19 protein-coding genes and 1 pseudogene are annotated in these 21835 nt (G+C 64.4%); 14 read left to right on the forward strand and 6 right to left on the reverse strand.

Going from position 1 to position 21835, the window contains the following annotated elements:
• Positions 1 to 380: 380 nt before the first annotated feature.
• From AC1DS6_RS40230 to AC1DS6_RS40255, 6 genes are read left to right on the forward strand one after another with little or no spacing between them, the layout of a single operon-like run.
• Complete coding sequence (locus AC1DS6_RS40230; protein WP_441633496.1) at positions 381 to 2270, forward strand: feruloyl-CoA synthase; 1890 nt, start codon at positions 381 to 383, stop codon at positions 2268 to 2270.
• A 40-nt stretch (positions 2271 to 2310) separates the two neighbouring features.
• Positions 2311 to 3450 carry an acyl-CoA dehydrogenase family protein gene (locus AC1DS6_RS40235; protein ID WP_441633498.1) on the forward strand — a complete coding sequence of 380 codons (1140 nt, stop codon included), beginning with the start codon at positions 2311 to 2313 and terminating at the stop codon, positions 3448 to 3450.
• A 47-nt stretch (positions 3451 to 3497) separates the two neighbouring features.
• A complete protein-coding gene (locus AC1DS6_RS40240) occupies positions 3498 to 4685 on the forward strand; it encodes a lipid-transfer protein (protein WP_441633500.1) in 1188 nt (395 codons plus the stop codon).
• Positions 4686 to 4725: 40 nt separating this feature from the next.
• The gene (locus AC1DS6_RS40245) at positions 4726 to 5166 is read left to right on the forward strand and encodes a MaoC family dehydratase N-terminal domain-containing protein (protein WP_441633502.1); all 441 of its coding nucleotides are present in this window, start codon (positions 4726 to 4728) and stop codon (positions 5164 to 5166) included.
• 14 nt (positions 5167 to 5180) lie between these two features.
• Positions 5181 to 5633 (forward strand): MaoC family dehydratase, encoded by a 453-nt coding sequence (locus tag AC1DS6_RS40250; protein WP_441633504.1) that lies wholly within the window; start codon positions 5181 to 5183, stop codon positions 5631 to 5633.
• A 52-nt stretch (positions 5634 to 5685) separates the two neighbouring features.
• Positions 5686 to 6510 (forward strand): SDR family NAD(P)-dependent oxidoreductase, encoded by an 825-nt coding sequence (locus AC1DS6_RS40255; RefSeq protein ID WP_441633506.1) that lies wholly within the window; start codon positions 5686 to 5688, stop codon positions 6508 to 6510.
• 162 nt (positions 6511 to 6672) lie between these two features.
• Here AC1DS6_RS40255 and AC1DS6_RS40260 read toward each other — a convergent pair whose 3' ends face one another.
• Both AC1DS6_RS40260 and AC1DS6_RS40265 read right to left on the reverse strand, forming a co-directional pair.
• Entirely contained in the window at positions 6673 to 8214 is a 1542-nt protein-coding gene (locus tag AC1DS6_RS40260; RefSeq protein WP_477104591.1) for an adenylate/guanylate cyclase domain-containing protein, read from the reverse strand.
• 359 nt (positions 8215 to 8573) lie between these two features.
• Positions 8574 to 8792 carry a hypothetical protein gene (locus tag AC1DS6_RS40265; protein ID WP_045242673.1) on the reverse strand — a complete coding sequence of 73 codons (219 nt, stop codon included), beginning with the start codon at positions 8790 to 8792 and terminating at the stop codon, positions 8574 to 8576.
• 385 nt (positions 8793 to 9177) lie between these two features.
• On the opposite strand from AC1DS6_RS40265, the gene AC1DS6_RS40270 reads away from it, so the two are divergent.
• The 6 genes from AC1DS6_RS40270 to bfr all read left to right on the forward strand — a co-directional run bounded on the left by AC1DS6_RS40270 (position 9178) and on the right by bfr (position 13751).
• Positions 9178 to 9522 (forward strand): DUF4148 domain-containing protein, encoded by a 345-nt coding sequence (locus AC1DS6_RS40270; RefSeq protein ID WP_441633510.1) that lies wholly within the window; start codon positions 9178 to 9180, stop codon positions 9520 to 9522.
• Positions 9523 to 10102: 580 nt separating this feature from the next.
• Positions 10103 to 10642, forward strand: a complete 540-nt coding sequence (locus tag AC1DS6_RS40275) for a sigma-70 family RNA polymerase sigma factor (protein ID WP_441633512.1) — start codon at positions 10103 to 10105, stop codon at positions 10640 to 10642.
• Positions 10642 to 11427, forward strand: a complete 786-nt coding sequence (locus tag AC1DS6_RS40280) for an anti-sigma factor family protein (RefSeq protein ID WP_441633514.1) — start codon at positions 10642 to 10644, stop codon at positions 11425 to 11427. The genes AC1DS6_RS40275 and AC1DS6_RS40280 overlap by 1 nt, the downstream gene beginning before the upstream one ends.
• 141 nt (positions 11428 to 11568) lie before the next feature.
• Positions 11569 to 12513, forward strand: a complete 945-nt coding sequence (locus tag AC1DS6_RS40285) for a metallophosphoesterase family protein (protein WP_477104594.1) — start codon at positions 11569 to 11571, stop codon at positions 12511 to 12513.
• A 36-nt stretch (positions 12514 to 12549) separates the two neighbouring features.
• The gene (locus AC1DS6_RS40290; protein ID WP_441633518.1) at positions 12550 to 12897 is read left to right on the forward strand and encodes a cupredoxin domain-containing protein; all 348 of its coding nucleotides are present in this window, start codon (positions 12550 to 12552) and stop codon (positions 12895 to 12897) included.
• A gap of 377 nt (positions 12898 to 13274) precedes the next feature.
• Positions 13275 to 13751: a bacterioferritin gene (gene bfr / locus AC1DS6_RS40295; RefSeq protein ID WP_276288369.1), complete on the forward strand. Its 477-nt coding sequence runs from the start codon at positions 13275 to 13277 to the stop codon at positions 13749 to 13751.
• Between the two features lie 25 nt (positions 13752 to 13776).
• Here bfr and AC1DS6_RS40300 read toward each other — a convergent pair whose 3' ends face one another.
• From AC1DS6_RS40300 to AC1DS6_RS40315, 4 genes are all read right to left on the reverse strand, one after another.
• On the reverse strand, positions 13777 to 15708 hold the full coding sequence (locus AC1DS6_RS40300; RefSeq protein ID WP_441633553.1) for a TonB-dependent receptor: 1932 nt from the start codon (positions 15706 to 15708) through the stop codon (positions 13777 to 13779).
• A 484-nt stretch (positions 15709 to 16192) separates the two neighbouring features.
• Positions 16193 to 18421, reverse strand: coding sequence for a TonB-dependent receptor (locus AC1DS6_RS40305; RefSeq protein WP_441633520.1), 2229 nt, complete (start codon positions 18419 to 18421; stop codon positions 16193 to 16195).
• A 115-nt stretch (positions 18422 to 18536) separates the two neighbouring features.
• Positions 18537 to 19613, reverse strand: coding sequence for a FecR domain-containing protein (locus tag AC1DS6_RS40310; protein WP_477104592.1), 1077 nt, complete (start codon positions 19611 to 19613; stop codon positions 18537 to 18539).
• Complete coding sequence (locus tag AC1DS6_RS40315; protein ID WP_441633524.1) at positions 19564 to 20073, reverse strand: sigma-70 family RNA polymerase sigma factor; 510 nt, start codon at positions 20071 to 20073, stop codon at positions 19564 to 19566. Before AC1DS6_RS40315 ends, AC1DS6_RS40310 begins: the two co-directional genes overlap by 50 nt.
• Before the next feature lie 392 nt (positions 20074 to 20465).
• On the opposite strand from AC1DS6_RS40315, the pseudogene AC1DS6_RS40320 reads away from it, so the two are divergent.
• Positions 20466 to 20715: pseudogene (locus AC1DS6_RS40320) on the forward strand (IS6 family transposase); the annotation flags it as partial.
• 79 nt (positions 20716 to 20794) lie between these two features.
• Positions 20795 to 21787, forward strand: coding sequence for a fimbrial protein (locus tag AC1DS6_RS40325; protein ID WP_477104593.1), 993 nt, complete (start codon positions 20795 to 20797; stop codon positions 21785 to 21787).
• Positions 21788 to 21835 lie beyond the last annotated feature (48 nt).

The following is a 21835-nucleotide window of genomic DNA, read 5'->3' on the forward strand; positions in this document are numbered from 1 at the left end:
ATACCAGCAGAACCGCTGCCCATACGACGAAACCAGCACCCTGCGCACCCGCGATTGCTCTGCCCCCGGCAGGGTCGGCTTTCTTCTCGTTAGTCTTCTTTGCCGAGGCAAAGAAGAGTGACCGGCGTCCCCCGCAGGGGGATGTCGTACGCACTTGGGTGCAAAAACCAACGCCGCCCCCCCAAAAACCCCACCCCCCGGCAAACACAACGGTTCCCCCCACACGCGGCCCCAAAAAAGCAAAGCCACCTAACGCGGGTGGTTATATCCCACCCCCTCTTAGCGTTACCGTAACGCCATACCAAAACCCACCCCCCGGGACCCCAAAAAAACAACCWGCTGACGCGCCCCACCCGCATCCAGCCCAGGAGACAGCCCCAATGAACACCCCAACGGCCGCGCACCCGCCAGCCGCCACCGATCACCCCTACCGCCCGGTCTGCTTCCCCAAGCGCCGCACCCTAATCGAGCGCCGCCCCGACGGCACGCTTCTGCTGCGCTGCGCCACGCCGCCGACCAAGATCCCCCAGCAAGGCATGGCCGACTTCCTGCCCTACTGGGCAGAGCGCCGCGGCACCAACGCCGCATTCCGCGAGCGCGACGCGCAGGGCGCATGGCGCACAATCACCTGGACCGAACTGTGGCACCAGGTACAGGCCGTGGGCGCCGCGCTGCTGGAACTCGGCCTCGGACAAGACCGTCCGCTGATGCTGCTTTCCGGCAACTCCATCGAGCAGGCCGTCGTGCTGCTTGCCGCCGAGTACGTAGGCGTGCCCGCCGCCGCGGTGTCGCCCGCCTACTCCACCATCAGCCGCGATTTCGCCCGTCTGAAGGGCGTAGCTGAACTGGTGCCGCCCGCGGCACTGTTCGTGCAATCGGCCGCGCCCTTCGAGCGTGCCATCGCGGCCCTGGAAGGCTACAAGGCGGCGGTTATCGCCGTGGAAGGCGCGGCAGCCGGCCAGCACGCCTGGAGCAGCCTGGCAGCCACCGAGCTGACGCCGGCGCGGCTGGCCGCGCTGGCCAGCGCGCACGCCGCCATCCGTCCCACGGACACGGTGCGCGTGCTGTTTACTTCGGGTTCCACCGGTGTCCCCAAGGGCGTGGCCACCGCCTACAGCAATCTCAACGCGGTGACTGCCTATCACGCGGAGAACCTCGCCGCCCTGATCGAGCGGCAGCCGGTGTTCCTCGACTGGCTGCCCTGGCACCATGGCCTGGGCGGCGTGACCAACTTCGCGCGCGCCATCGTGCTGGGCGCCACGCATTACATTGACGATGGCCGCCCCCTGCCCGGCCTGTTCCAGCGCACCGTGCGCAACCTGCGCGAAGTCTCGCCCACCATGTTCAACAGCGTGCCGTCCGCGTGGAGCGCGCTGGTCACTGAACTCGAACGCGACCCGGTGCTGGCGCGCAGCCTGCTCGCCAATGCGGTCAGCTTCGGCTATGGCGGCGCCAGCCTGCCGGGCGACGTGTTGCAGCGCATCCAGCGCGTGGCCGAACAGACGGTGGGCGAACACATTGTCTTCTGCTCCGGCCTGGGCTCCACGGAAACCACCGCCATGGGCGTGTACTGCGGCTGGGCCACCGACGGCGTCGGCAATGTCGGCGTGCCGATGCCCGGTGCCGAGATCAAGCTGGTGCCGCTGGACGGTGGCGACGGGCGTTTCGAGATCCGCATGCGCGGCCCCTTCGTTTTCTCCGGCTACGTCAAGCGCCCCGACCTCACCGCCGCGGCCTTCGACGATGAGGGCTATTTCTGCCTGGGCGACGCCGTGCGCCTGGCCGATCCCGCCGATCCGGCCCGCGGCCTGGTGTTCGCCGGGCGCGTGGTCGAGGACTTCAAGCTGGCCAACGGCACCTGGGTCCGCACCGGCGCCGTGCGCCTGGCGCTGATCGATCGATGCGCGCCGCTGATTACCGATGCCGTCATCTGCGGCCACGATCACGACTACCTCGCCGCGCTGGCCTGGCCCAACCTCGCCGCCTGCCGTGCGCTGGCCCCGGAGCTGGCCGAACTGGACGCCGCAGCGCTGGTGCAGCACCCGCTGGTGGTGAATGCGCTATGCGAACGCCTGCGCGCCCAGGGCAAGGACGGCGCCAGCCTGAGCGTGCGGCGCGTGCTGCTGATGGCCGAGCCGCCTTCGATCGACGCCAACGAGATGGCCGAAAAGGGCTACGTCAACCAGGCAACCACCCGCGCGCGCCGCGCGCACCTGGTCGATCAGCTATTCCACCCCGAACCCGCGGCACACGTCGCCTGCGTACGCTAAGAGCGGACCAACGCCCTCACCCTTTCTATCGGAGCTTCACATGCAAGTCACCCGGACCGTCTTCCGCGACGACCACGAAATGTTCCGCACCACCGTGCGCCGCTTCCTCGAACGCGAATGCGTTCCCCGCCAGGCCGCCTGGGACAAGGCTGGCGTGGTCGACCGTGAAACCTGGCTCAAGGCCGGCCGCGAGGGCCTGCTGTGCATCACGCTGCCGACCGAGTACGGCGGCGGCGGCGGCGACTTCGGCCACTGCGCGATCTTCAACGAGGAAGTCGCGCGCGCCGGCGTCAGCGGCCCCGGCTTTGGCGTGCACTCCGACATCATTGCCCCGTATATCAACCGCATCGGCAGCGAGGAACAGAAGCAACGCTGGCTGCCCAGGGTCTGCTCCGGCGAGGCCATCCTTGCCATCGGCATGACCGAACCGGGCACCGGCAGCGACCTCAAGGCCGTGCGTACCACCGCCGTGCGCGAGGGCGACGAATACGTGATCAACGGCAGCAAGACCTTCATCAGCAACGGCCTGAATGCCGACCTGATCATCATGGTGTGCAAGACCGATCCCAGCGCCGGCTCCAAGGGAGTCAGCCTGATCATGGTGGAAGCCGACCGCGAAGGCTTCCGCCGCGGCCGCAAGCTCGACAAGGTGGGCCAGCACGCGCAGGACACCGCCGAACTCTTCTTCGACAACGTGCGCGTGCCGGTGGGCAACCGCCTGGGCGAGGAAGGCAAGGGCTTCGCCTACCTGATGGGCGAACTGCCGCAGGAGCGCCTGAGCATCGCCGTGAGCGCCGCCGCCAAGCTGGAAGTCTGCCTGGAACACACCATCAACTATGTGAAGGAACGCAAGGCCTTCAACCAGACCGTGTGGGACTTCCAGAACACCAAGTTCAAGCTGGCTGACATCAAGGCGCAAGCCGTGGCCGTGCGCCTGATGGTGGATCATTACCTCGCCGAGCACGTGCGCCGCCGCCTGACGCTGGAAGAAGCCGCCATCGCCAAGCTCTATGCCACGGAAGCCCTGGGCAAGGCACTGGACGAAATGGTGCAGCTGCACGGCGGCTACGGCTACATGCTGGAGTACCCGGTGGCGCGCGCCTTTGCCGACTCCCGCGTCACGCGGATCTACGGCGGCACCAGCGAGGTCATGCGCGACCTGATCTCGCGAAAGATGTAATTCATATCGCCATCGTAAACACCACCGCAATCCGAAGGAAGAATGACATGACTCGTAAAGTATTCGTCGCCGGCGTCGGCATGATCCCGTTCAAGAAGCCGGGCACCAGCGAAACCTATGACATGATGGGCGCGCACGCGGTGCGCCAGGCGCTGGAGGATGCGGGCATCGATTACGCCGACGTGCAGCAGGCTTACGCCGGCTACGTCTATGGCGATTCCACCTGCGGCCAGAAGGCGCTTTACCATGCGGGCATGACCGGCATCCCGGTCATCAATGTCAACAACAACTGCGCCACCGGCTCGTCGGCACTGTTCCTGGCACGCCAGGCGGTGCAGAGCGGCGCGGTGGACTGCGCGCTGGCGGTGGGCTTCGAGTTCATGCAGCCGGGCGCGCTCAGCTCCAAGTGGAGCGACCGCGCACCGGCGCTGGAGCGCGCGCTGAACCTGGTCAACGAACTGGTCGACCGTACCGACCTGCCCAGCGCCATCCGCCAGTTCGCCGGCGCGGGCCGTGCGCACATGACCAAGTACGGCACCAGGCTGGAGACCTTCGCCAAGATCCGCGCCAAGGCCAGCCAGCATGCCGCGCGCAACCCGCTCGCTGTGTTCCGCAACATCGTCACGCCGGAAGACGTGCTGGCCTCGCCGATGCTATGGGATGGCGTGCTGACGCGCCTGATGGCCTGCCCCCCGACCTGCGGCGGCGCCGCCGCCATCGTGGTCTCGGAAGAATTCGCCCGCAAGCGCGGCCTGCGCACCGACGTGCTGATCGCCGGCCAGGCACTGACCACCGACACCCCCAGCACCTACGACAGCAAGGACATGATCCGCGTGGTCGGTTTCGACATGACGCGCTCGGCATCGCAAAGCGTCTATGAGCAGGCCGGCATCGGCCCCGAGGACGTGGATGTGATCGAGCTGCACGACTGCTTCGCGCAGAACGAACTGCTGACCTACGAAGGCCTGGGCCTGTGCGAAGAAGGCGGCGCGGAGAAGCTGGTCAACGACGGCGACAACACCTACGGCGGCCGCTGGGTCGTCAACCCGTCCGGCGGCCTGCTGTCCAAGGGCCACCCGCTCGGCGCCACGGGCCTGGCCCAGTGCTACGAGCTGACGCACCAGATCCGCGGCACGGCGGAGCAGCGCCAGGTCGAGGGCACAAAGGTGGCGCTGGCGCACAACCTGGGGCTGGGCGGCGCGTGCGTTGTCACGGTCTACAAGAAGCACGCCTGATTGCGCTGATTACCGAACGCTACCCGACGGAGTCTTTCCCATGATTGACAAGAAATTCATCGGCAAGGTGATCGCGGATTTCCGCACCACCGCCGCCGCCAGCCAGTTGCGCTTCTTCGCCAAGGCCACCGGCGAGACCAGGGCGATCTATCTCGACGAAGCCGCCGCGCGCGACGCCGGCCACCCCGGCCTGCCGCTGCCGCCCACCTTCCTCTTTTCGCTGGAACTGGTGCAGCCGCCCAGCGCCTGGCGCGACGAACTCGGCATCAAGGTCGAGCGCATCCTGCACGGCGAACAGTCCTTCACCTACCACCGCATGGCCTATGCGGGGGACACGCTGCACCTGCAAACGCGCATCACCGACATCTACGAGAAGAAAGGCGGCGCGCTGGACTTCGTGGTACGCGAGACACGCGTGACCAACCAGGACGGCGAACATGTGGCCGACCTGCGCAGCGTACTCGTGCAGCGCAACGGCTGAACCGGAGACCCCCAATGAGCAATCCGAGCAATCCGAGCAATTTGAGCAATCCGAGCAATTTGAGCTTTGAGCAGATCCAGGTCGGCGACACCCTGCCCCCGCTGACGCTGGAGCCGATCAACCGCACCACGCTGGCGCTGTTTGCCGGCGCCTCGAACGATCACAACGCGATCCATATCGATACCGACTTCGCGCGCAAGGCCGGCATGCCCGACGTGTTCGCGCACGGGATGCTGTCGATGGCCTATCTGGGCCGCCTGCTCACGCTGTGGGTTGACCAGCGGCAGTTGCGCCAATTCGGCGTGCGCTTTGTCGGCATCACGCATCTCGGCCACCGCATCACCTGCAGCGGCCACGTGGTGGAAAAGCTGGAAGTGAACGGCGAGAAGCGCATCAAGCTGGAAATCCAGACCGCCAACCAATATGGCGAAACCAAGATCCTGGGCGACGCGGTCGTCGCCCTGTAACCCCAAGCAAGTTCAGCAAATTCAGTAAATTCACAAATTCAGGAGATAAGACATGGGAACACTTGACGGCAAGGTGGCACTGGTCACCGGTTCCGGCCGTGGTATCGGCAACGCGATTGCCAGGCGCCTGGCCAGCGAAGGCGCGCGCCTGGTGATCAACGACCTGGACGCCGAACCGGCGCACCAGACCGTGGAAGAACTGAAGGCGATGGGCGTCGAGGCCGTGGCCTGCGTGGGCAACGTGTCCGCGCCGGACTTCGCCGATCGCTTCATCAACACGGCGATGAGCCACTTCAAGAGCATCGACATCCTCGTCAACAACGCCGGCTTCACCTGGGACGACGTGGTGCAGAAAATGAGCGACGAGCAGTGGTACGCCATCCTGGACTGCCACATGACCGCGCCCTTCCGCATCATCCGCGCCGCCTATCCGCACATCAAGGCACTGCACGCCGCCGACAAGGAAGCCGGCCGCGAGGTGTACCGCAAGATCGTCAACATCTCGTCGACCTCGGCCCTGAACGGCAATGCCGGCCAGCTGAACTACTCCGGCGCCAAGTCCGGCGTGATCGGCATGACCCGCGCGCTCGCCCGCGAATGGGGCCGTTTCAATGTCAATGTGAACGCCGTGGCATTCGGCCTGATCCACACCCGCATGACGTCGGCCGACGCCAAGGCCGGCGCGACTGTGAATATCGAGGGCCGCGACATCCGCGTCGGCCTGAATCCGGAACTGCTGAAGGCGCACGCCCAGCGCAACCCGCTCGGCCGTGGGGGCACCCCGGAGGAAGCCGCTGGCGGCGTGTACCTGTTCTGCTCGCCGGACTCGAACTACATCACCGGCCAGACCATCGCCGTGGCAGGTAACGTGCAGTAAGTGGGAAGCCGGCCGGTCATCGGGCGTGATGCGATGACCGGCCTTGCATCGCCCTCGGGCCGGCGCCAGCCACGCTACGGGTTCATCCGGCTTTAGTGTGGGTCGATTCGTCGCTGAGCTAGTTCCAGCACCGCCGCAGCGGGCGTGGCGTGGAAGGCATTGTCAGGCCCGGGGCATCTCCGCCGCCTTGGACAGCACGCGGACGGGCACCGGCTCATCGCGGCCTCGCAGGCGTGCGGCAAGCTGCGGCAAGCCTGCGGCCGAAACGCCGGCGTGCTGGAAGACCTGTTCCGAGACGATCGCCTCGCAAGCGATCTCTTTTGTCAACTGTTCAAGTCTCGAGGCCACGTTTAACGGGTCGCCAATCGCCGTGAACGTGACATGCTCGCGGAAACCAATCTCGCCCATGACGGCCCGGCCGCAATGCAATCCAATGCCAAAGCGGATTGGCGTCTGCAACTCCTGCTTGAGAGCGGCGTTGAGTTCGTCAATATTGGCTGCGACCAGCGGCACCGCGCTGAGCGCCTGACGACAGGCCACGGCCGGCTCGCTGTGCAAGCCAAAGATCGCGAGCACCGCGTCTCCCAGGAACTGGTTTGGCAGACCGCCCGCCTGGACCACCGCGGCGCAGACCGCACTCAGGAAGCGGCTGACCATGAAGATGCTGTCGAACGGCAGTTGTGCCGCCGCAAGCTTTGTGGAATCCCGCATATCCACGAACATGAACGCCGCGAATCGCTCTTGCGGCATGACGTCCCGCTGGCGCCGCTGCAGGAAGGCCGTGGAGGCGGCCGGAGGCACCAGTGGCCACACGGAGAGCGCATGGGTCGGCCGCAACTGGCAGGCGAGGCGCACTGTCTGCGAATCCGCTCCCAGCCGCTCCAGAACACGCCGCTCCGCCTCGGCCGGCGCGGGCAGCGGCACAGCGCTGAGCACGCGCACCCGGCACAACGTACATCGGGCGCGGCCACCGCAGGTGCTGGCATGGGGAACGCCGGCCATGCGGCTAGCCTCCAGCACCGAGAATCCAAGCGGCGCGAATACCTTTCGCCCGTCCGGATACATGATGCAGAGCCGCCCGACCTTGCGCTCCCGCACCATGCGCACCAGCCGCGCTGAGAGCACCAGCAGCAGCGCACCCCCATCGAAGAGCAAGAAATCGTTGCGCAGCTCGGCGAGCCAGAGATTTTGCAAATCCGTTCCGATGATCGCCGGGCGGGTCGCCGCGGCGCGCCAGACGGGATCCTGCGCGAGCGCGATCACTTCCCGTCCGCCTTGCAAGAAGCCTAGCAGCGCAAGCACCGGAAGCAGCACGGCAACGCTCAGCAGCACGCTTCGCCACGCACCAAACCATGGTTTCAAGCGCAACCAGAACCAGAGGCCGTAACACCCATGCAGCCAGGCAACCACCAGGAGCATCAGCTGCACACGGCCGAAGAACGGTGAAGCGATCCAGAACGAGTACAGCAACTGCGCATAACCCTTGTTCAGGTCAAACGCGGCAAAGGCGATCCGCGTATTCGCGACATGGTTGGCCAGCAGCGGCGGTATGCACAAGCCGAGGACGAGCTGCGCCACCTCGCCCGGCGTCCAATGCAACGAGCGCCGTTCGTACAGCGCCCACAAACCCAGGAAGAAATGCGTCACCAGCGCGCTGTACAGCACTGCCGTTCCAAGCCATCCCTGCCAGATGAACTTCTGCACAAGCAGGCCACGCTCCAGCCAGGCGAGCGAGATATTCCCCAGCGAGTGATTCAGGAGATGCGTACCCACGTAGGTAAACAGCACCAGTCCGGTGGTCAGGCGGACCGATCGCACACCCGCCGGCCGCAACCTTTGAAGATAGGGAAAGTGTGACATGCTCTACCTCCACGCATCCCGATGCGGCGGCGCTTGCCACCAAGCGCTGACACTGCCGAGCGCACGCTAGGTTAGCATCACTTCCAATGGGTAGTGCAGGCGCCTGAGGGCCTTGGCAATTTCCGGGCTCTGGCGCGACAAGGGCGGGCCGCAGCCCCGCCCTTTCTCTTTTCATTCATGCCGCCTGCGGTTCTGGCAGCGTCTTAGCCGTGCGCGCCGTCGGTGAACGGATCGCGCCGATCCGTGATTCTTGCGCCGTCGGAATAGACGTCGTACCTGCCTGCTTTCGCGCCATCCGTGTAGGGATCGCGCGGCCCGGCGATATGGGTGTTGCTGTCAGAGGTTGCGGGGATGCTGGGTGACTGGGCCAGCGCTGCGAACGAAGCCAATGCCGCGACAGCGGCCGAAATCAGGATTTTCATGACGATCTCCAATTACAGTAGGGATAGCTTCCAAAGCGCATCGCCGTGAAGGCTACGCCCGGGCACGCAACTCGCTTCCGGTTTCCGGGATATTGATCCATCCCGAGAACTCGTTCGCCGTGCATTTGTAGAACCGCGCAGCCACCCGTTTTATTCCCGCTCCAGTTGTTGACGCGGCTGCCGGCCAAGGGAAATTCCCGTGCCCCGGTTCGTGCTCCTGTGTCCTCCTATCGCTGATGCCACGGATGCGCCACGGATGCGTTTTTTCCGCGAAAGAAATTGGGGAATAAGGAGACTGGCTCCGCGGTTAACCCATGCAGAGCGTCATGCTGCGCAGTCGAATCGACTGCGGCATCCCTCGCTCGAACAACCAAGGAGTATTGACATGAAATCGAATTCGCTGAATCGGCTTTTTTTCCTGCCCATGCGCGGTTCGCTCATCGTGAGCGCTGCGTTGATGGCAACCTCAGCTTGTGTATACGCGCAAACGTCGCCCGAACCCGGCACGCATCAAGTCACTCGTGCGGAAGTGCGGCATGAACTCGAGGAATTGGAGTCGGTCGGTTACAACCCTTCCCAAGGCGGGGATAGTAACTACCCCGCCGACATTCAAGCGGCGGAACAAAGACTGGAAGCCAAACATCAAGCGCAGAGGAGTGCGCTGATGAGTGGAAACCAGGCAGCACAGACCGGTGAAAACCAGACCGCGCAGACGAGGCCCACCCCTTGATTGCGGGCGCAGGTCGCACACGGTTTCTCGAAAGAGGATACGGCTGGCAGGGAAATTGAACGACTTTTTGTTTCGTACCAATCCTGATCGGATGGGATCATGAATCGAGACCAGTTCAAGTTTTGGAATGCCGTTGGCATCATTACGCCCGGGGCGAGCAATGCAATCTGCAAGCCTTGCGTGCCGCTGGTGATCAGCAGGATCACGATACGTTCATCGTTCGGTTCGAAGCCATAGAGAGAGGCGGCGAGCCGGGTCGCTACCGCATGGCGGATAAGTTGCACTTTCCTTCCCTTTGATACACAACAATGAGTAGACGCCGTTCCGTCGCCGGATATTCCCGCTTCTGCACGCAGTCATCCGCTTGCGACGCGCGCGCGGATCGTCGGTGGTGCGGAACTGGCTGCCCGGGAAGAAGACGGACATAGGAGGCGTACCGATCACACGACCGGCACTTCCTATGCCGAATCAACACGGGATCCGATTCAGGCGGCGGTTCCGGGAATAAAAATGGCATGCCGGCGGTCCTGTTGTTAACTCACTGCCGGTCACGGATTGCGGTTACAGCAGAAACTTCACAATGGCCGATCCAGACACCGCGCAGCGCTTCGAGACGCTTGTATTGCCTCATATGAACTCGGCTTTCAATGTCGCGCGATGGCTGACGCATAACGACCAGGATGCCCAGGACGTGGTGCAGGAGGCGTACCTGCGCGCGTTCCGGTTTTTTGGCGGATTCCGCGGCGAGGATGCCCGTGCATGGCTATTGAGCATTGTGCGCAACACCTTCTACACCTGGCATCAGCAGAACCGGGGGCATGCAGCGGAAACCATGATGTTCGAGGAAGACATGCACAGCCTTGAGATGAGTGCCGCTGACCATGACGTCAGTCCCGAAGCGATGCTCATACGCAGCCAGAGCCAGAAGCGGGTGCATAAGGCGTTGCAGGGCTTACGGCTGGAATACCGGGAAGTTGTCGTGTTGCGGGAACTGGAAGACTTGTCGTACAAGGAAATCGCCACCATCGTGGGCATCCCGATAGGCACGGTGATGTCTCGCCTGGGCCGAGGCCGCCAGCAACTCGCGGCGCTGCTCGCCCCGACGGATCAGGAGGCGTGATGGATCACAAACAGGCATTTGAATTACTGCCGGGCTATCTCGACCAGGAGTTGAGCCTGTCCGAAGCGCTCGAATTCGAGCGCCATCTTGCTGACTGCGAACAGTGCCAGCAGGTCTATGCACAACACCGCCAGGTGAGTGCGCAGCTGCGGCAGGCGGATTTGCGTGTAGAGGCGCCGCGGGAACTGGTGAAACGCATCAAGGCTGCGCTGCCGGCGCGCCGCACGCTCTGGCAGCGGCTGGGTGAGCGATTCGGCCGGTGGAGCGGCGGCGGGCCGCTGGCCTGGGCGCCGGCTGGCGCGATGCTGATGAGTGTGGTCGCGTTGACCTGGAGCGTGGGGCTGTACCTCTCGGTGCCATCGAGCGAGACGCGCCTGACCCAGGAACTCGTGGATAACCATATTCGCTCGTTGCAGGTCAATCACCTCTCCGATGTGATTTCAACCGACCGGCATACGGTCAAGCCGTGGTTTGACGGCAAGCTGGACTTTGCGCCACCTGTGGTCGATCTTGTGCAGCAGGGGTATCCGCTGGTCGGCGGGCGGCTGGATTACCTGAACGGGCGGGCGGTCGCCGTGATGGTCTATCACTACAAGCTGCACCCGATCAATCTCTATGTGTGGCCGGGCAACGACGCGGGCGCCACGCCTCGCATCTATGCGCAGCAGGGCTATCACCTCGCCCACTGGAGTGCCGCGGGCATGAATTACTGGGCGATCACCGATGCCGGCGAAGCGGAACTGAACGACTTCATCACGGACCTGCGCGCGCATCCGGCTTCCTAGCCTGCGCGGCGCGGTGCTCACGGTGGAACAAAACGGCGGAATAAAACGGATGGCCCGGCGGTCTTCCTCATGAACCCAATCGGGGGGGGGCCGTCGGATGGTCCGGCGGTCTGCCTCTCGAACCTGTCTCGTGAGGGCAATATGTCGTCAGATCATCCATCCAATCCGTCGCGCCGCGGCGCGTTGAAGTGTCTCGCTTTCGGTGGCGCGGGCACCGTCTTTGTCCTAGCCGGCGGCGTTCTCGCGCCGGTGGAACTGGCCCTTTCCGCCTCGGGGAAGGGTCAGCCGGCTGCCGCGGGCATCCCTCTTTTCCTGCAGATCAGCGACACGCATATCGGCTTCAACAAGGAAGCCAATCCCGACGTCGCTGGTACGCTCAGGCAGACGATTGACTTCGTCAATGCCATGCCGGTCAAGCCTGCGCTGACGATTCACACGGGCGACATTACGCATCTTTCCAAGGCCGAGGAATTCGACCACGCGGCCCAATTAATGTCGGGGCTGAATATCACCGAGTTGCATACCGTGCCCGGCGAGCATGATGTCACCGATGGGCCCGGGACAGAGTACTTCAAGCGTTTCGGCCATGCCTCCGGCAACAGGGGCTACTACAGCTTCGACCACAGTGGCGTCCACTTTATCGGCCTGGTCAACGTGATGCATTTCAAGCCGAACGGTTTGGGGGGACTGGGCGACGACCAGATCGCCTGGCTGCAAGCCGACCTGAAGGGCCGTTCGTCCAGCACGCCGATCGTCGTCTTCGCGCACATGCCGATGTGGACGATCTATCAACCGTGGGGGTGGGGCACCGGCGATGCCGGCGAGGCGATGGGTTATCTGAAGCGTTTCGGTTCGGTCACTGTCCTGAACGGCCATATCCACCAGATCGTCTCAAAGGTGGAAGGCAATATCACCTTCCACACGGCGCGCTCGACAGCCTACCCGCAACCGACGGCCGGCAACGGCCCCGGACCCATGCCGCTGACAGTCCCGGGCGATCAGCTTCCCAGGATGCTCGGCGTGACCAGCATCAAGATCATGCGCCACCCGTTCCAGGCGACGCTTGCCGACACGACGCTCGCCTGACTTGCCAGGCACTGTTCACCTACCAGGACCCAAATCATGCTAACGACTCTACTTCGACGCGCCCTCGTCGTCCCCCTCGGGGCCGGGATGCTCATGGCGGCATCGGTTCCCGGCTTCTCCGTCGCGCAAGCGCAGGAGACCCATGTCATCGTTGTGAAGAATTTCATGTTCTCGCCGATGTCGCTCACGATCAAAGCCGGCTCGACCGTGACCTGGAAAAATCTCGATGGCGAACCGCACACGATTGTCGACGACGCCGGCCTGTTCCGCTCCGGCGCGCTCGATCAAAACGACACCTTCAAGTTCAGGTTCGACAAACCGGGGGTCTACAAGATCTTCTGCGGCATACACCCGAATATGAAGGAGACAATCACCGTCCAGTAGCTCGGGCATGCACGGCCAGACCGGCTGCCACCGCGTCGAGGAGGTGTTCGACGAGCCGCTACTGGCCATGCAGCGCGCCTGCCTTGCCCCGCAAGCCGGTCACTGGCAATCCGACTACGGCCCCGAACAAGCCGCTGGCAAGGCATCTATCCTTATCAAAAGACAAACCCCGCCCTCGCGGCCTCTCGCCAGCCGGGACCGAAAATGCAGCACACGCCACCCGAAGCCCCCCTCATCCGCCAAATGAAAATCAAAACAATTAGCAATTACAATGCGGACAAAAATACATAATTCACTCCTTGCCTTTTCAAACAATAAAATTATTATTTTTTATCCAATGACTGGTTTTATAAATAATGTAATTGGGAATCAATACCATGAAAACCGACAAGAAGGTTCTTCAGCTTCTCAATGGCCAGCTCAAGCACGAATTGACAGCGATTAACCAGTATTTCCTGCACGCCCGCATGTACGGACACTGGGGCTTGAGCGCGCTGGGCAAGCACGAGTACGCCGAGTCGATCGAAGAGATGAAGCATGCCGACAAGCTCATCGAACGCATCCTGATGCTCGACGGGCTGCCGAACCTGCAGGATCTCGACAAACTGCTGCTGGGAGAGAACACCGAGGAAATGCTGGGTTGCGACCTGAAACTGGAACTTGTTTCCCAAGCCAGCTGCAAGGAAGCCATCAAGTACTTCGAATCCGTGGGCGATTACGTGTCGCGCGAGATAGTCGTCGGGATTCTGGATGACACCGAAGAGCACATTGACTGGCTCCAGACGCAAATCGAGCTGGTGGCAAAGGTCGGCCTGCAAAACTATCTGCAATCCGCGATGGGGTCCCCCGCCTGATTCCGGGAACCGGCGGCGCCGTGCCTCAGAAACGCATCGTCGCCGACAACAGCAGCGTTCGCGGCTCGCCAATCGCCACGCCGCCGAATGCATCGACCGCGGCCCAGTAGCGCTGGTCGAAGACGTTGCGGACATTAAGCCGCAAGGTGGTCTGCCGGCGAGCCAGCGTGGTCTGGTAGCGCGCGCCGAGATCCACGCGGGTCCACTGCGGAATGCGCTGCGTATTGGCCTGGTCCACATACTGGCGCCCGGTGTAGACCAGGCTGCCGCTCAGCGTCAGGCCCGGCGCGAACGCGGCATCCCATTCGGCGCCAAGATTGGCTTGCAGCCGGGGCGCGCCGGCGGCGGTCTTGCCCTCCGTATCGGCGCTGCCGGTCCGGGTGAGCCTGGCGTCGAGCACGGCGGCGCTGACGAGCAGCCGCACCCCTGCCGCCGCCTCGCCGTACAGGCCGAACTCCAGCCCACGGTTGCGCTGCTCGCCGCTGGCGGTGAACAGCGTGCCGGACATCTGGCCACCCGGTTTGGTGATCTGGAACGCGCTGACAGTCGCGATCATGCCTCCCCGCTCCAGCTTGACGCCGGCTTCATACTGGGTCGACTTGTAGGGCGCGAATACCTCGCCCGCATTGCTGGCGCTGGAGGGCGCCGTGTCGCCCTTGCTCAGTCCTTCGATGCGGTTGGCGTACAGGGAGACGTGCTGCCAGGGCTTCACCACCAGGCCGAGCATCGGTGTCACTGCCCCCTCGTCATAGCGCGACGTGACGGCGCCGGCCGTGCCGAAATTCTCCGACCTGACCAGCTGGTAACGCACGCCCAGCGTCGCCTGCAACCGCTTGTCCAGCAGCGACAGCGTATCGGCCACGGCCACGCCGTTCAGCCGCGTCTCGGACACCTTCGGTACGCTGGCGGGCTCCAGGATGTACTGCGCGGGCAGGGATAGCGGATGGTAAAGGTTGGTCAGCGCGCTCGTGGACGCATGATTGAAGCCTCGCTCAAGCTGGTCCCGATAGCCGCTGACGACCAGGCTCAGGCGATGGCTGACCGGCCCGGTATCGAAGCGGGCCCGCAGGCCGGTATCCGCCGTGGCCCGGGCAACGTTGAACTTGTAGTTCGTGTCCGACACGGCAACATCGCCGGCCTCGTTGACAATGGTGGGCGTGATGGCAAAGAGCCTGGCAACCCGGGTGCGGCCACCGCCACCGTCCACGAACCAGGCCAGCTTGTCGCTGATGTCGTACTCCGCCCGCAACAGCAGCGACTGGTCGCGGATGCTGGAGTGCTCCCAGGGCTGCGTGATATTGCGCCGGCCATCCGGTGCGCCGGGTACGGCGATGCCGGGGACAATGTGCAGGAGCCGCGACGGCGCGTTGATCCTCTCCCGCTGGCCGATGAAATCCAGTGTCGCGCGCAAGCGCTCGCCCTGGTAATCCAGCGCCAGCGCGCCGGCCCCGGCATTGCGCGACTGGTTGTCCAGGCTGGTATCACCCGCCCGATAGCTCCCGTTAAGGCGGATGCCGAACTGGCGCCCGGCGCCAAGCCGCCGGCTCAGGTCAACGTTGCCGCCAAGCTGCGACGCCGCGGCGTAGTCGGCCGTGACCTGCGTCAGGTCCTCCGCGGTGGCCCGCTTGGGGACGATGTTGATGCCCCCGCCGACGCTCCCGCTCGGCGCCATGCCGATCAGCATGGCGGTCGGGCCCTTGATCAGTTCGACGCGCTCGACATAGCCGGTCGACACCCGGTAGTTGGAGGCGACGCCATACAGGCCGTCGAAGGCGATTTCCCCGAAGTTGCCGTTGCCCACGGGAAAGCCGCGGATCGTGAAGGCATCCAGGATGCCGCCGGGCTGGCTGACAAAGCGCACCGACGCATCGTTGGCCAGCACATCGCCTACCGTGCGCGCCTGCTGGTCTTCGATCGCCCTGGCGGTGTAGCTGGTGACGCTGAACGGCGCGTCCATGATGTCCGTGTTGCCGAGCATCCCCAGCCGGACGCCGCGCGCGAGCTGCCCGTCCGCGAAGGGCTGCGGCAATTCGCCCGCGGCTGGGGACGTACTGGTGATGGTCACGGCGGGCAGCACCGGCACGGCCTCGGTGCGAGCGCCCTCCCGCGCCTTGCGCACGGCGAAGCCGCCGCCCGGCAACGCCACCGCATCCAGCCCGGTGCCCGCCAGCAGCGTCTTCAGCCCCTCGGGCACCGTATGGCTGCCTTGCAATCCCGGGCTCCGGGCTGCGCCGAGCAGCGCGGCATCGTAGGAAAGATCGATGCCGGCGGCACTGGCGAAGCGGTTGAGCACCGCATGGAGCGGGCCGGGCGCGATGGCGAAGGACCGCGCCTGGCCAGCGCCCGGCGCCTGCGCGCGCGCGGTGGGCGACGGCATGGCCACCCACAGTGCAATACAGGCGAGAGCGCCGGCAAGCGCGCGGTATCGGACGCGCAACGGCTTAGAAGTCCACACTCATGGACGCCATGAAGGTACGCGGCGCGCCCAGCGAAATCGTGCCGTACGACGCCACCCCCGACCAGTACTTGCGGTTGAAGGCATTGAACAAACCCGCGCGGAAGGTGGTGGATTTGCCGTACAGCGATGTCTTGTAGCGCGCGCCCAGGTCGACCGTGGTCCACGACGGCACCTGCTGCGTGTTCGCCTGGTTGACGTATTCGCTGCCGGTGTAGTTGACCGCCCCCGTCAGGGTCAGGCCGGGCACCCACGGCAGGTCCCATTCCGTGCCCAGGTTAGCCATCACGGCAGGCACGCCCACCGGACGGTTGCCGCGCGTGGCCGCGCTGTTGGTCCTGGTCAGTTCCCCGTCGAGCAGGGTCACGCCGCCGAGCAGGCGCACGCCCTTGTAGGCCTGGCCCGACAGCGTCAGCTCCAGCCCCTGGTTGCGTTGCTCGCTATCGATGGCGTAGACCGTGCCGAACAGCTGGCCGCTCGGCTTGGTCATGCGGAACGCCGCCAGCGTCGCCATCACCTTGCCCGAGTCGTACTTGACGCCGACCTCCTGCTGCTTGGTCTTGTACGGCGCGAAGACCTGCCCCGCGTTCGACGCCGTGGCCGGTGCGATGTCGCCCTTGCTCAGCCCCTCGACGTAGTTCGCATACAGCGACACGTTTTGCCAGGGCTTGTAGACGATGCCGGCCAGCGGCGTGACGGCGCTCTCGTCGTATGCGGACGTCTTTGCGCCGGTGGCGGCGTAGTTGTTCGACCTGACCTGCTGGTAGCGCAAGCCAAGGGTCAACTGCACGCGGTCGTCGAGCACGCTCAGGGTGTCGGCCAGCGACAGGCCCGACAGCGTGGAGTCGGAGACCTTGGGCACCCGCTGCGGCGAGGCGATGTCCTGCGCCGGGCGGTCGATCGGCGCGTAGATGTTCGACGTGACGGGCATGCCGGAGACATTGGCATTGGCGATACGGTCCATATACAGGTTCGCCTGCAGCGCCAGTGCGTGCCTGACGGGGCCGGTCTCGAACCTGCTCCTGACGCCGGTATCGAAGCTCGACCGGTTGACCTGGAACTTCCAGTTCTGCACGGCCGACGAGGTGGCGCCAGCCGGATTCAGAATGGTCGGCGTCTGGTCGGACAGGCGCGCCACATCGGAGCGGGTACCGCCGGCATCGGCGAATACGGTCACATTGTCGGTGACATCGTATTCCGCGTGCAGCAGCGTCGAGACATCGTTGGACTTCCACCAGCCCCAGGGCTGGCTGACATTGCGCCGGCCGTCCGGCGCGGATGGCACCTGCAAGCCGGCCGCGACCAGGAAGGGACGCGTCGGCGCATCGACCCACTGGTATTGCTCGATCACGTCGAGCGACGCACGCAGGCGATCGCCGTGATAGTCCAGGGACAACGCCGCCACTTCGGCGCGCGACTTCTGGTTGTCGAGCGCGGTCGGTCCCTGGCGGTGCAGGCCGTTGAAACGGATGCCCCACTCCCGCTCGCTGCCGAAGCGGCGGCTCAGGTCGACCGCGCCGCCCACCTGCGCATCGGAGGCGTAGTCGAGGGTAAAGCGCGTCAGGTCCTGCGCCAGCGCCCGCTTGGGCACGACGTTGACCACGCCGCCCACGCCGCTGTTGGGCGACATGCCGTACAGCAAGGCGGCTGGCCCCTTCAGCACCTCGACCCGCTCCAGGTACTCGGTGAACAGGTGGTAGTTCGGCGAAACGCCATAGACGCCGTCGAACGCGATCTCGGACAGGTTGCCCTCGTTGATCGGAAAGCCGCGGATAAAGAAGGAGTCGGTCACGCCGCCGACCTGGCCGGTAAAGCGGACGGAAGGATCGCTGTTCAGTACCTCGGCCAGCGTGACGGCCTGCTGGTCCTCGATCCGCTGGGCGGTGTAGTTGGTGACGGCGAACGGCGTGTCCATCACGCCTTTGTTGCCCAGCAGCCCGAGGCGGCCGCCGCGCGCCACCTGGCCGCCCGCATAGGCCGGCGGCAGCTCGCCCGGCGCTTCGGTGGCGGCGGTGACGGTCACCGCCGGCAGCGTGGCCGTGGTGTCCTGGGCCGCAGCCTGCGATTGCGCCCTCACTGCGAGCGGCGCCATGCTCGCGCCCAACGCAAGGCAGACGAAGGCGTGGTGCAGCGCGACCGCGAACGGCTTGAGCCGGGGTGGGCGCGCTGTGGCAATGACGGTGGCAGTGGCAGTGGCATGGCGTGTTGCAGACATCTGATTCTCTTCTCCGGCAGCGTGGTGTTTGAAGTTCCTACGCAGTAGGCCGGTCGAGAATCAAAATCCCCTCAAATTTTCCTGAATTCTTTTTCTTGCATGGCTGGCATGGCGCTTAGCTGCCTGCGGCGGGCCCCACCGTGACCCAGAAGCGCGTGCGGTAGACGACGGCAACCGGCTGCGACTGCGCCAGGAAACGCAGCGTCTGATCGGTGTCGCGCAGGTGATAGGCCCCGGAGATGCGCAGGTCCGCCACGCGCGGATCGCAGACGATGCGGCCCATGCGATAACGCGCAAGCTCGGCCAGCACGTCGGCCAGGCGCATGTCCTTGCCGGCGATGACGCCACTGGCCCAGCCGTCCGCCTCGAAGGTCTGCGCCGGTGCCGGCGCACTGCCGCCACTGGCCAGCCACCAGCTCGTACCCGCCTGGGCCACGTCCCCGGTTCCCCCCGTCGACGGATACAAGGCGACGGCGCCCTCCTGCACGCTGACCCGGGCGCGCCCGTCCCCGATGCGGACCACGAAGCGGGTGCCCAGCGCGCGCAGGCTGCCGAACGGCGTTTGCACCCAGAACGGCCGCGCCGCCCCGCTGGCGGCGGCAAAGCGATCGTCATGTCCCGTGGTGACCAGGATCTCGCCGCGCCGCAATGTGATCAGGCGGCGCTCGCCGCCCAGCCCGGTACTGATGGCGGTATCGGTGTTGAGCACGATGGTGCTGCCATCGTCCAGCCGCACGGTGCGCTGTTCGCCGGTCGCGGTGCTCGCATCGGCAAGCAGGCGCTGCCATGGCGCCAGTTCGCGCACGCCCTGCACGGCCACCACCGAGATACCGGCCAGCGCCAGCACCTTCAGCGCCTGCCGGCGCCTCAGCCCGCTGGCGCCGCGCCGCGCGCCGGCGTTTTGCAGCGTATCCAGGGCAAGCGTCGGCGGCATGCCGGAGAAATCGTCCCGCAGCGCCTGCACCCGTTGCCAGGCAAGCGCGTGCAGCGGGTCCGCGGCGAGCCACTGCGCAAACGCCTCGCGCGTGCTGGCGGTGGGCTCGCCGAAGTCGAGCTGGATCGTCCAGGTGATGGCCTGGTCGACGATGCGAGCGGGAATCGGGGGGTCGGGCGCGGGCGATTTCCCCGCCGGGCTGGCGGGATCAGTCACCGAAGCGTAAGGCGTAGCAATGCCGCAGCGCCGCCGCGACATGGCGTTCGGCGGTCGCCAGCGACACCCCGAGGCGCTCCGCGATCTGCCGGCACGTCAGCCCTTCCAGCTGGGCCCACAGGAATGCCGCGCGCACCTGCGGCTTGAGCGCATCCAGGACGCGGTCGATGGCGATCAGGGTTTCCAGGAAGACCATCCGGCTCTCGGGCGACGGCGCGTGGGCCGGCGGCAACTGCGCCAGCGTCTCCAGCCAGGCCAGCTCCAGCTCCCGGCGCCGCCAGTGCTCGATGACCAGCCCGCGCGCGATCGTGCTCAGGTAGGTGCGCGGCTCCCGGATATCGGCGGGCTGCCGGTGGAGCAGGCGGAGAAATACGTCCTGCGCCAGGTCGGCCGCATCGCAGGCGTTGCCCAGCTTGCGGCGCAGCCATCCCTGGAGCCAGCGGTTGTGCTCGCTGTAGAGGGTGTTGACGTGCTGCTGGAGAGCGGATTCGGCGGCAGCCATGCTGCATTCCTGATGATGACGGGTCTGGCGCGGCCAAACATCGATTGGCTTAAATGAGAATTGTTCGCATTATAGTACAAGCGGGTCCGCTGGTACAACTTTCCGGGAAGGAGGAAGAACGACGGCGCAAGGCCGGCCAGCATGCCGGGCGCCGCGCCGAAGCGCACGGCGGCGGCGCTGTCACGTTGAGGTGTTGATGACGCAATAGCGGAGAGGCCGCGCATCCGGCTCCCACGTTCACGCGTGCCATTCGAGATCATTCCGACCGCACGCATCGCCGCCTGGCCCGCCATTGGCGGGGTATCGCCAAACAGGTCCTTTTAAGGGGGGGCAATATCCAAAAAAGGAGGGGGCACAGCCACGTTACCGAGGCGGTCCAGTAGGATGGTGCGATGAAGAAAGCCAAATCGCTCTGTCACGGTCGCCCCTTCCCCGCGGCGGTTATCCGTTGCGCAGTGCGTTGGCATTTCCGCTTTCCGTCGAGCCTGCGCGATATCGAAGCGATGCTGCTAGAGCGCGGCGTGGTTGTCAGCTACGAAACCATCGCGTCGCGTCAAGGCCGCAGCCAAGCGGCCTTTCAAGCGCGTGCCTGCCTCTTGTCCCGAAGGGCCGCGCAAAATCGTGCCCGGCCACCTCCACAGCTAACCGGCGGCAAAGACCGAGATCCCGGCGGTGAAGCCTCTGCCGCACGGTGCATGCACCCTACCTATTTGCTGGAATGATGAAAAAGCTGATCCGGATTTTTGCATTTTTTAGCATAGCCATTGTGTTGAATGCAATACCTTCAATAGCGCAAGCCCAACTAGCGTGTCCTTACACGACGCTTATGGCACCGCCGTCGACAATCGCTTTCGATCCAACGGTCCCGGTAGGGACGGTACTGTGGAGTAGAGGTATTCAGACGCAGTTTCGTAGTACCAGCTCAATTAATGGCGCCCGCTGGTGTCCGAAAGGGCTCACTAGATTTGGCATCACAGGATCAAAACCCTATCTGGGCAACAATCTTTACGAGACTGGCATACCCGGTATTTCATATCGTTTCAAGATGAGTGACCCGGTAATCGGCCAGCAAATGTGTTGGACGCAATATTTCCCAGGCGTCTGCGTAATCGAGTCGGGAGGAATGGTAAACCATACGTTGTCCGTTGAACTTATAAAGACAGGCTCAATTACCGGCGGCGGGATATTGTCAGGAATGTTTGCGCACTGGTACTATGACGGTGATTATGCCACCTACTCTTGGGGGGGCAGCGTCGTAATACAGCCAACTATCCCGACATGCAAGGTATCGACGCCATCGATTGCGGTCCGTCTTCGAGACGTGAATGTAAACGTCTTTAGCGGTGTCGGAAAGACGTCACCAAACCAGTCTTTTGATATCGTGCTGCAGTGCTCTGGCGGAGATACCGGCACAAAGACAAATATCTATACAACGCTGACCGATCAGACCGATCCGAGTAATGTTTCAGATACCCTGTCCCTTACCAAGGACTCCACCGCATCCGGCGTTGGCATTCAGGTTTTAAATGGGACCACGGTGATCAAATATGGCCCGGATTCCAGCGCCGCGGGCAATAAGAATCAGTGGAAGGCAGGTTCAACTGGTAATGGCACATTCACTGTACCGCTGGCAGCCCGGTACATCCAGACCGCACCCCAATCCACCCAAGATAAGCCGCCAAATAAAATCGCATTTTGCGCCGAGGACACTTGACAGGTGACGAGGTTCGAGCGGCCGCCGCCCTGCTTGCGCTGGCTGTTT

The organism is Cupriavidus sp. 05L310 (assembly GCF_056398185.1).

Bases quoted from the DNA above. Each gene is read 5' to 3' on its own strand.
- AC1DS6_RS40230 (WP_441633496.1), top strand. From the start codon at position 381: ATGAACACCCCAACGGCCGCGCACCCGCCAGCCGCCACCGATCACCCC.
- AC1DS6_RS40235 (WP_441633498.1), top strand. From the start codon at position 2,311: ATGCAAGTCACCCGGACCGTCTTCCGCGACGACCACGAAATGTTCCGC.
- AC1DS6_RS40240 (WP_441633500.1), top strand. From the start codon at position 3,498: ATGACTCGTAAAGTATTCGTCGCCGGCGTCGGCATGATCCCGTTCAAG.
- AC1DS6_RS40245 (WP_441633502.1), top strand. From the start codon at position 4,726: ATGATTGACAAGAAATTCATCGGCAAGGTGATCGCGGATTTCCGCACC.
- AC1DS6_RS40250 (WP_441633504.1), top strand. From the start codon at position 5,181: ATGAGCAATCCGAGCAATCCGAGCAATTTGAGCAATCCGAGCAATTTG.
- AC1DS6_RS40255 (WP_441633506.1), top strand. From the start codon at position 5,686: ATGGGAACACTTGACGGCAAGGTGGCACTGGTCACCGGTTCCGGCCGT.
- AC1DS6_RS40265 (WP_045242673.1), bottom strand. From the start codon at position 8,792: ATGAAAATCCTGATTTCGGCCGCTGTCGCGGCATTGGCTTCGTTCGCA.
- AC1DS6_RS40270 (WP_441633510.1), top strand. From the start codon at position 9,178: ATGAAATCGAATTCGCTGAATCGGCTTTTTTTCCTGCCCATGCGCGGT.
- AC1DS6_RS40275 (WP_441633512.1), top strand. From the start codon at position 10,103: ATGGCCGATCCAGACACCGCGCAGCGCTTCGAGACGCTTGTATTGCCT.
- AC1DS6_RS40280 (WP_441633514.1), top strand. From the start codon at position 10,642: ATGGATCACAAACAGGCATTTGAATTACTGCCGGGCTATCTCGACCAG.
- AC1DS6_RS40285 (WP_477104594.1), top strand. From the start codon at position 11,569: ATGTCGTCAGATCATCCATCCAATCCGTCGCGCCGCGGCGCGTTGAAG.
- AC1DS6_RS40290 (WP_441633518.1), top strand. From the start codon at position 12,550: ATGCTAACGACTCTACTTCGACGCGCCCTCGTCGTCCCCCTCGGGGCC.
- bfr (WP_276288369.1), top strand. From the start codon at position 13,275: ATGAAAACCGACAAGAAGGTTCTTCAGCTTCTCAATGGCCAGCTCAAG.
- AC1DS6_RS40300 (WP_441633553.1), bottom strand. From the start codon at position 15,708: ATGGACGCGCCGTTCAGCGTCACCAGCTACACCGCCAGGGCGATCGAA.
- AC1DS6_RS40305 (WP_441633520.1), bottom strand. From the start codon at position 18,421: ATGTCTGCAACACGCCATGCCACTGCCACTGCCACCGTCATTGCCACA.
- AC1DS6_RS40310 (WP_477104592.1), bottom strand. From the start codon at position 19,613: ATGTCGCGGCGGCGCTGCGGCATTGCTACGCCTTACGCTTCGGTGACT.
- AC1DS6_RS40315 (WP_441633524.1), bottom strand. From the start codon at position 20,073: ATGGCTGCCGCCGAATCCGCTCTCCAGCAGCACGTCAACACCCTCTAC.
- AC1DS6_RS40325 (WP_477104593.1), top strand. From the start codon at position 20,795: ATGAAAAAGCTGATCCGGATTTTTGCATTTTTTAGCATAGCCATTGTG.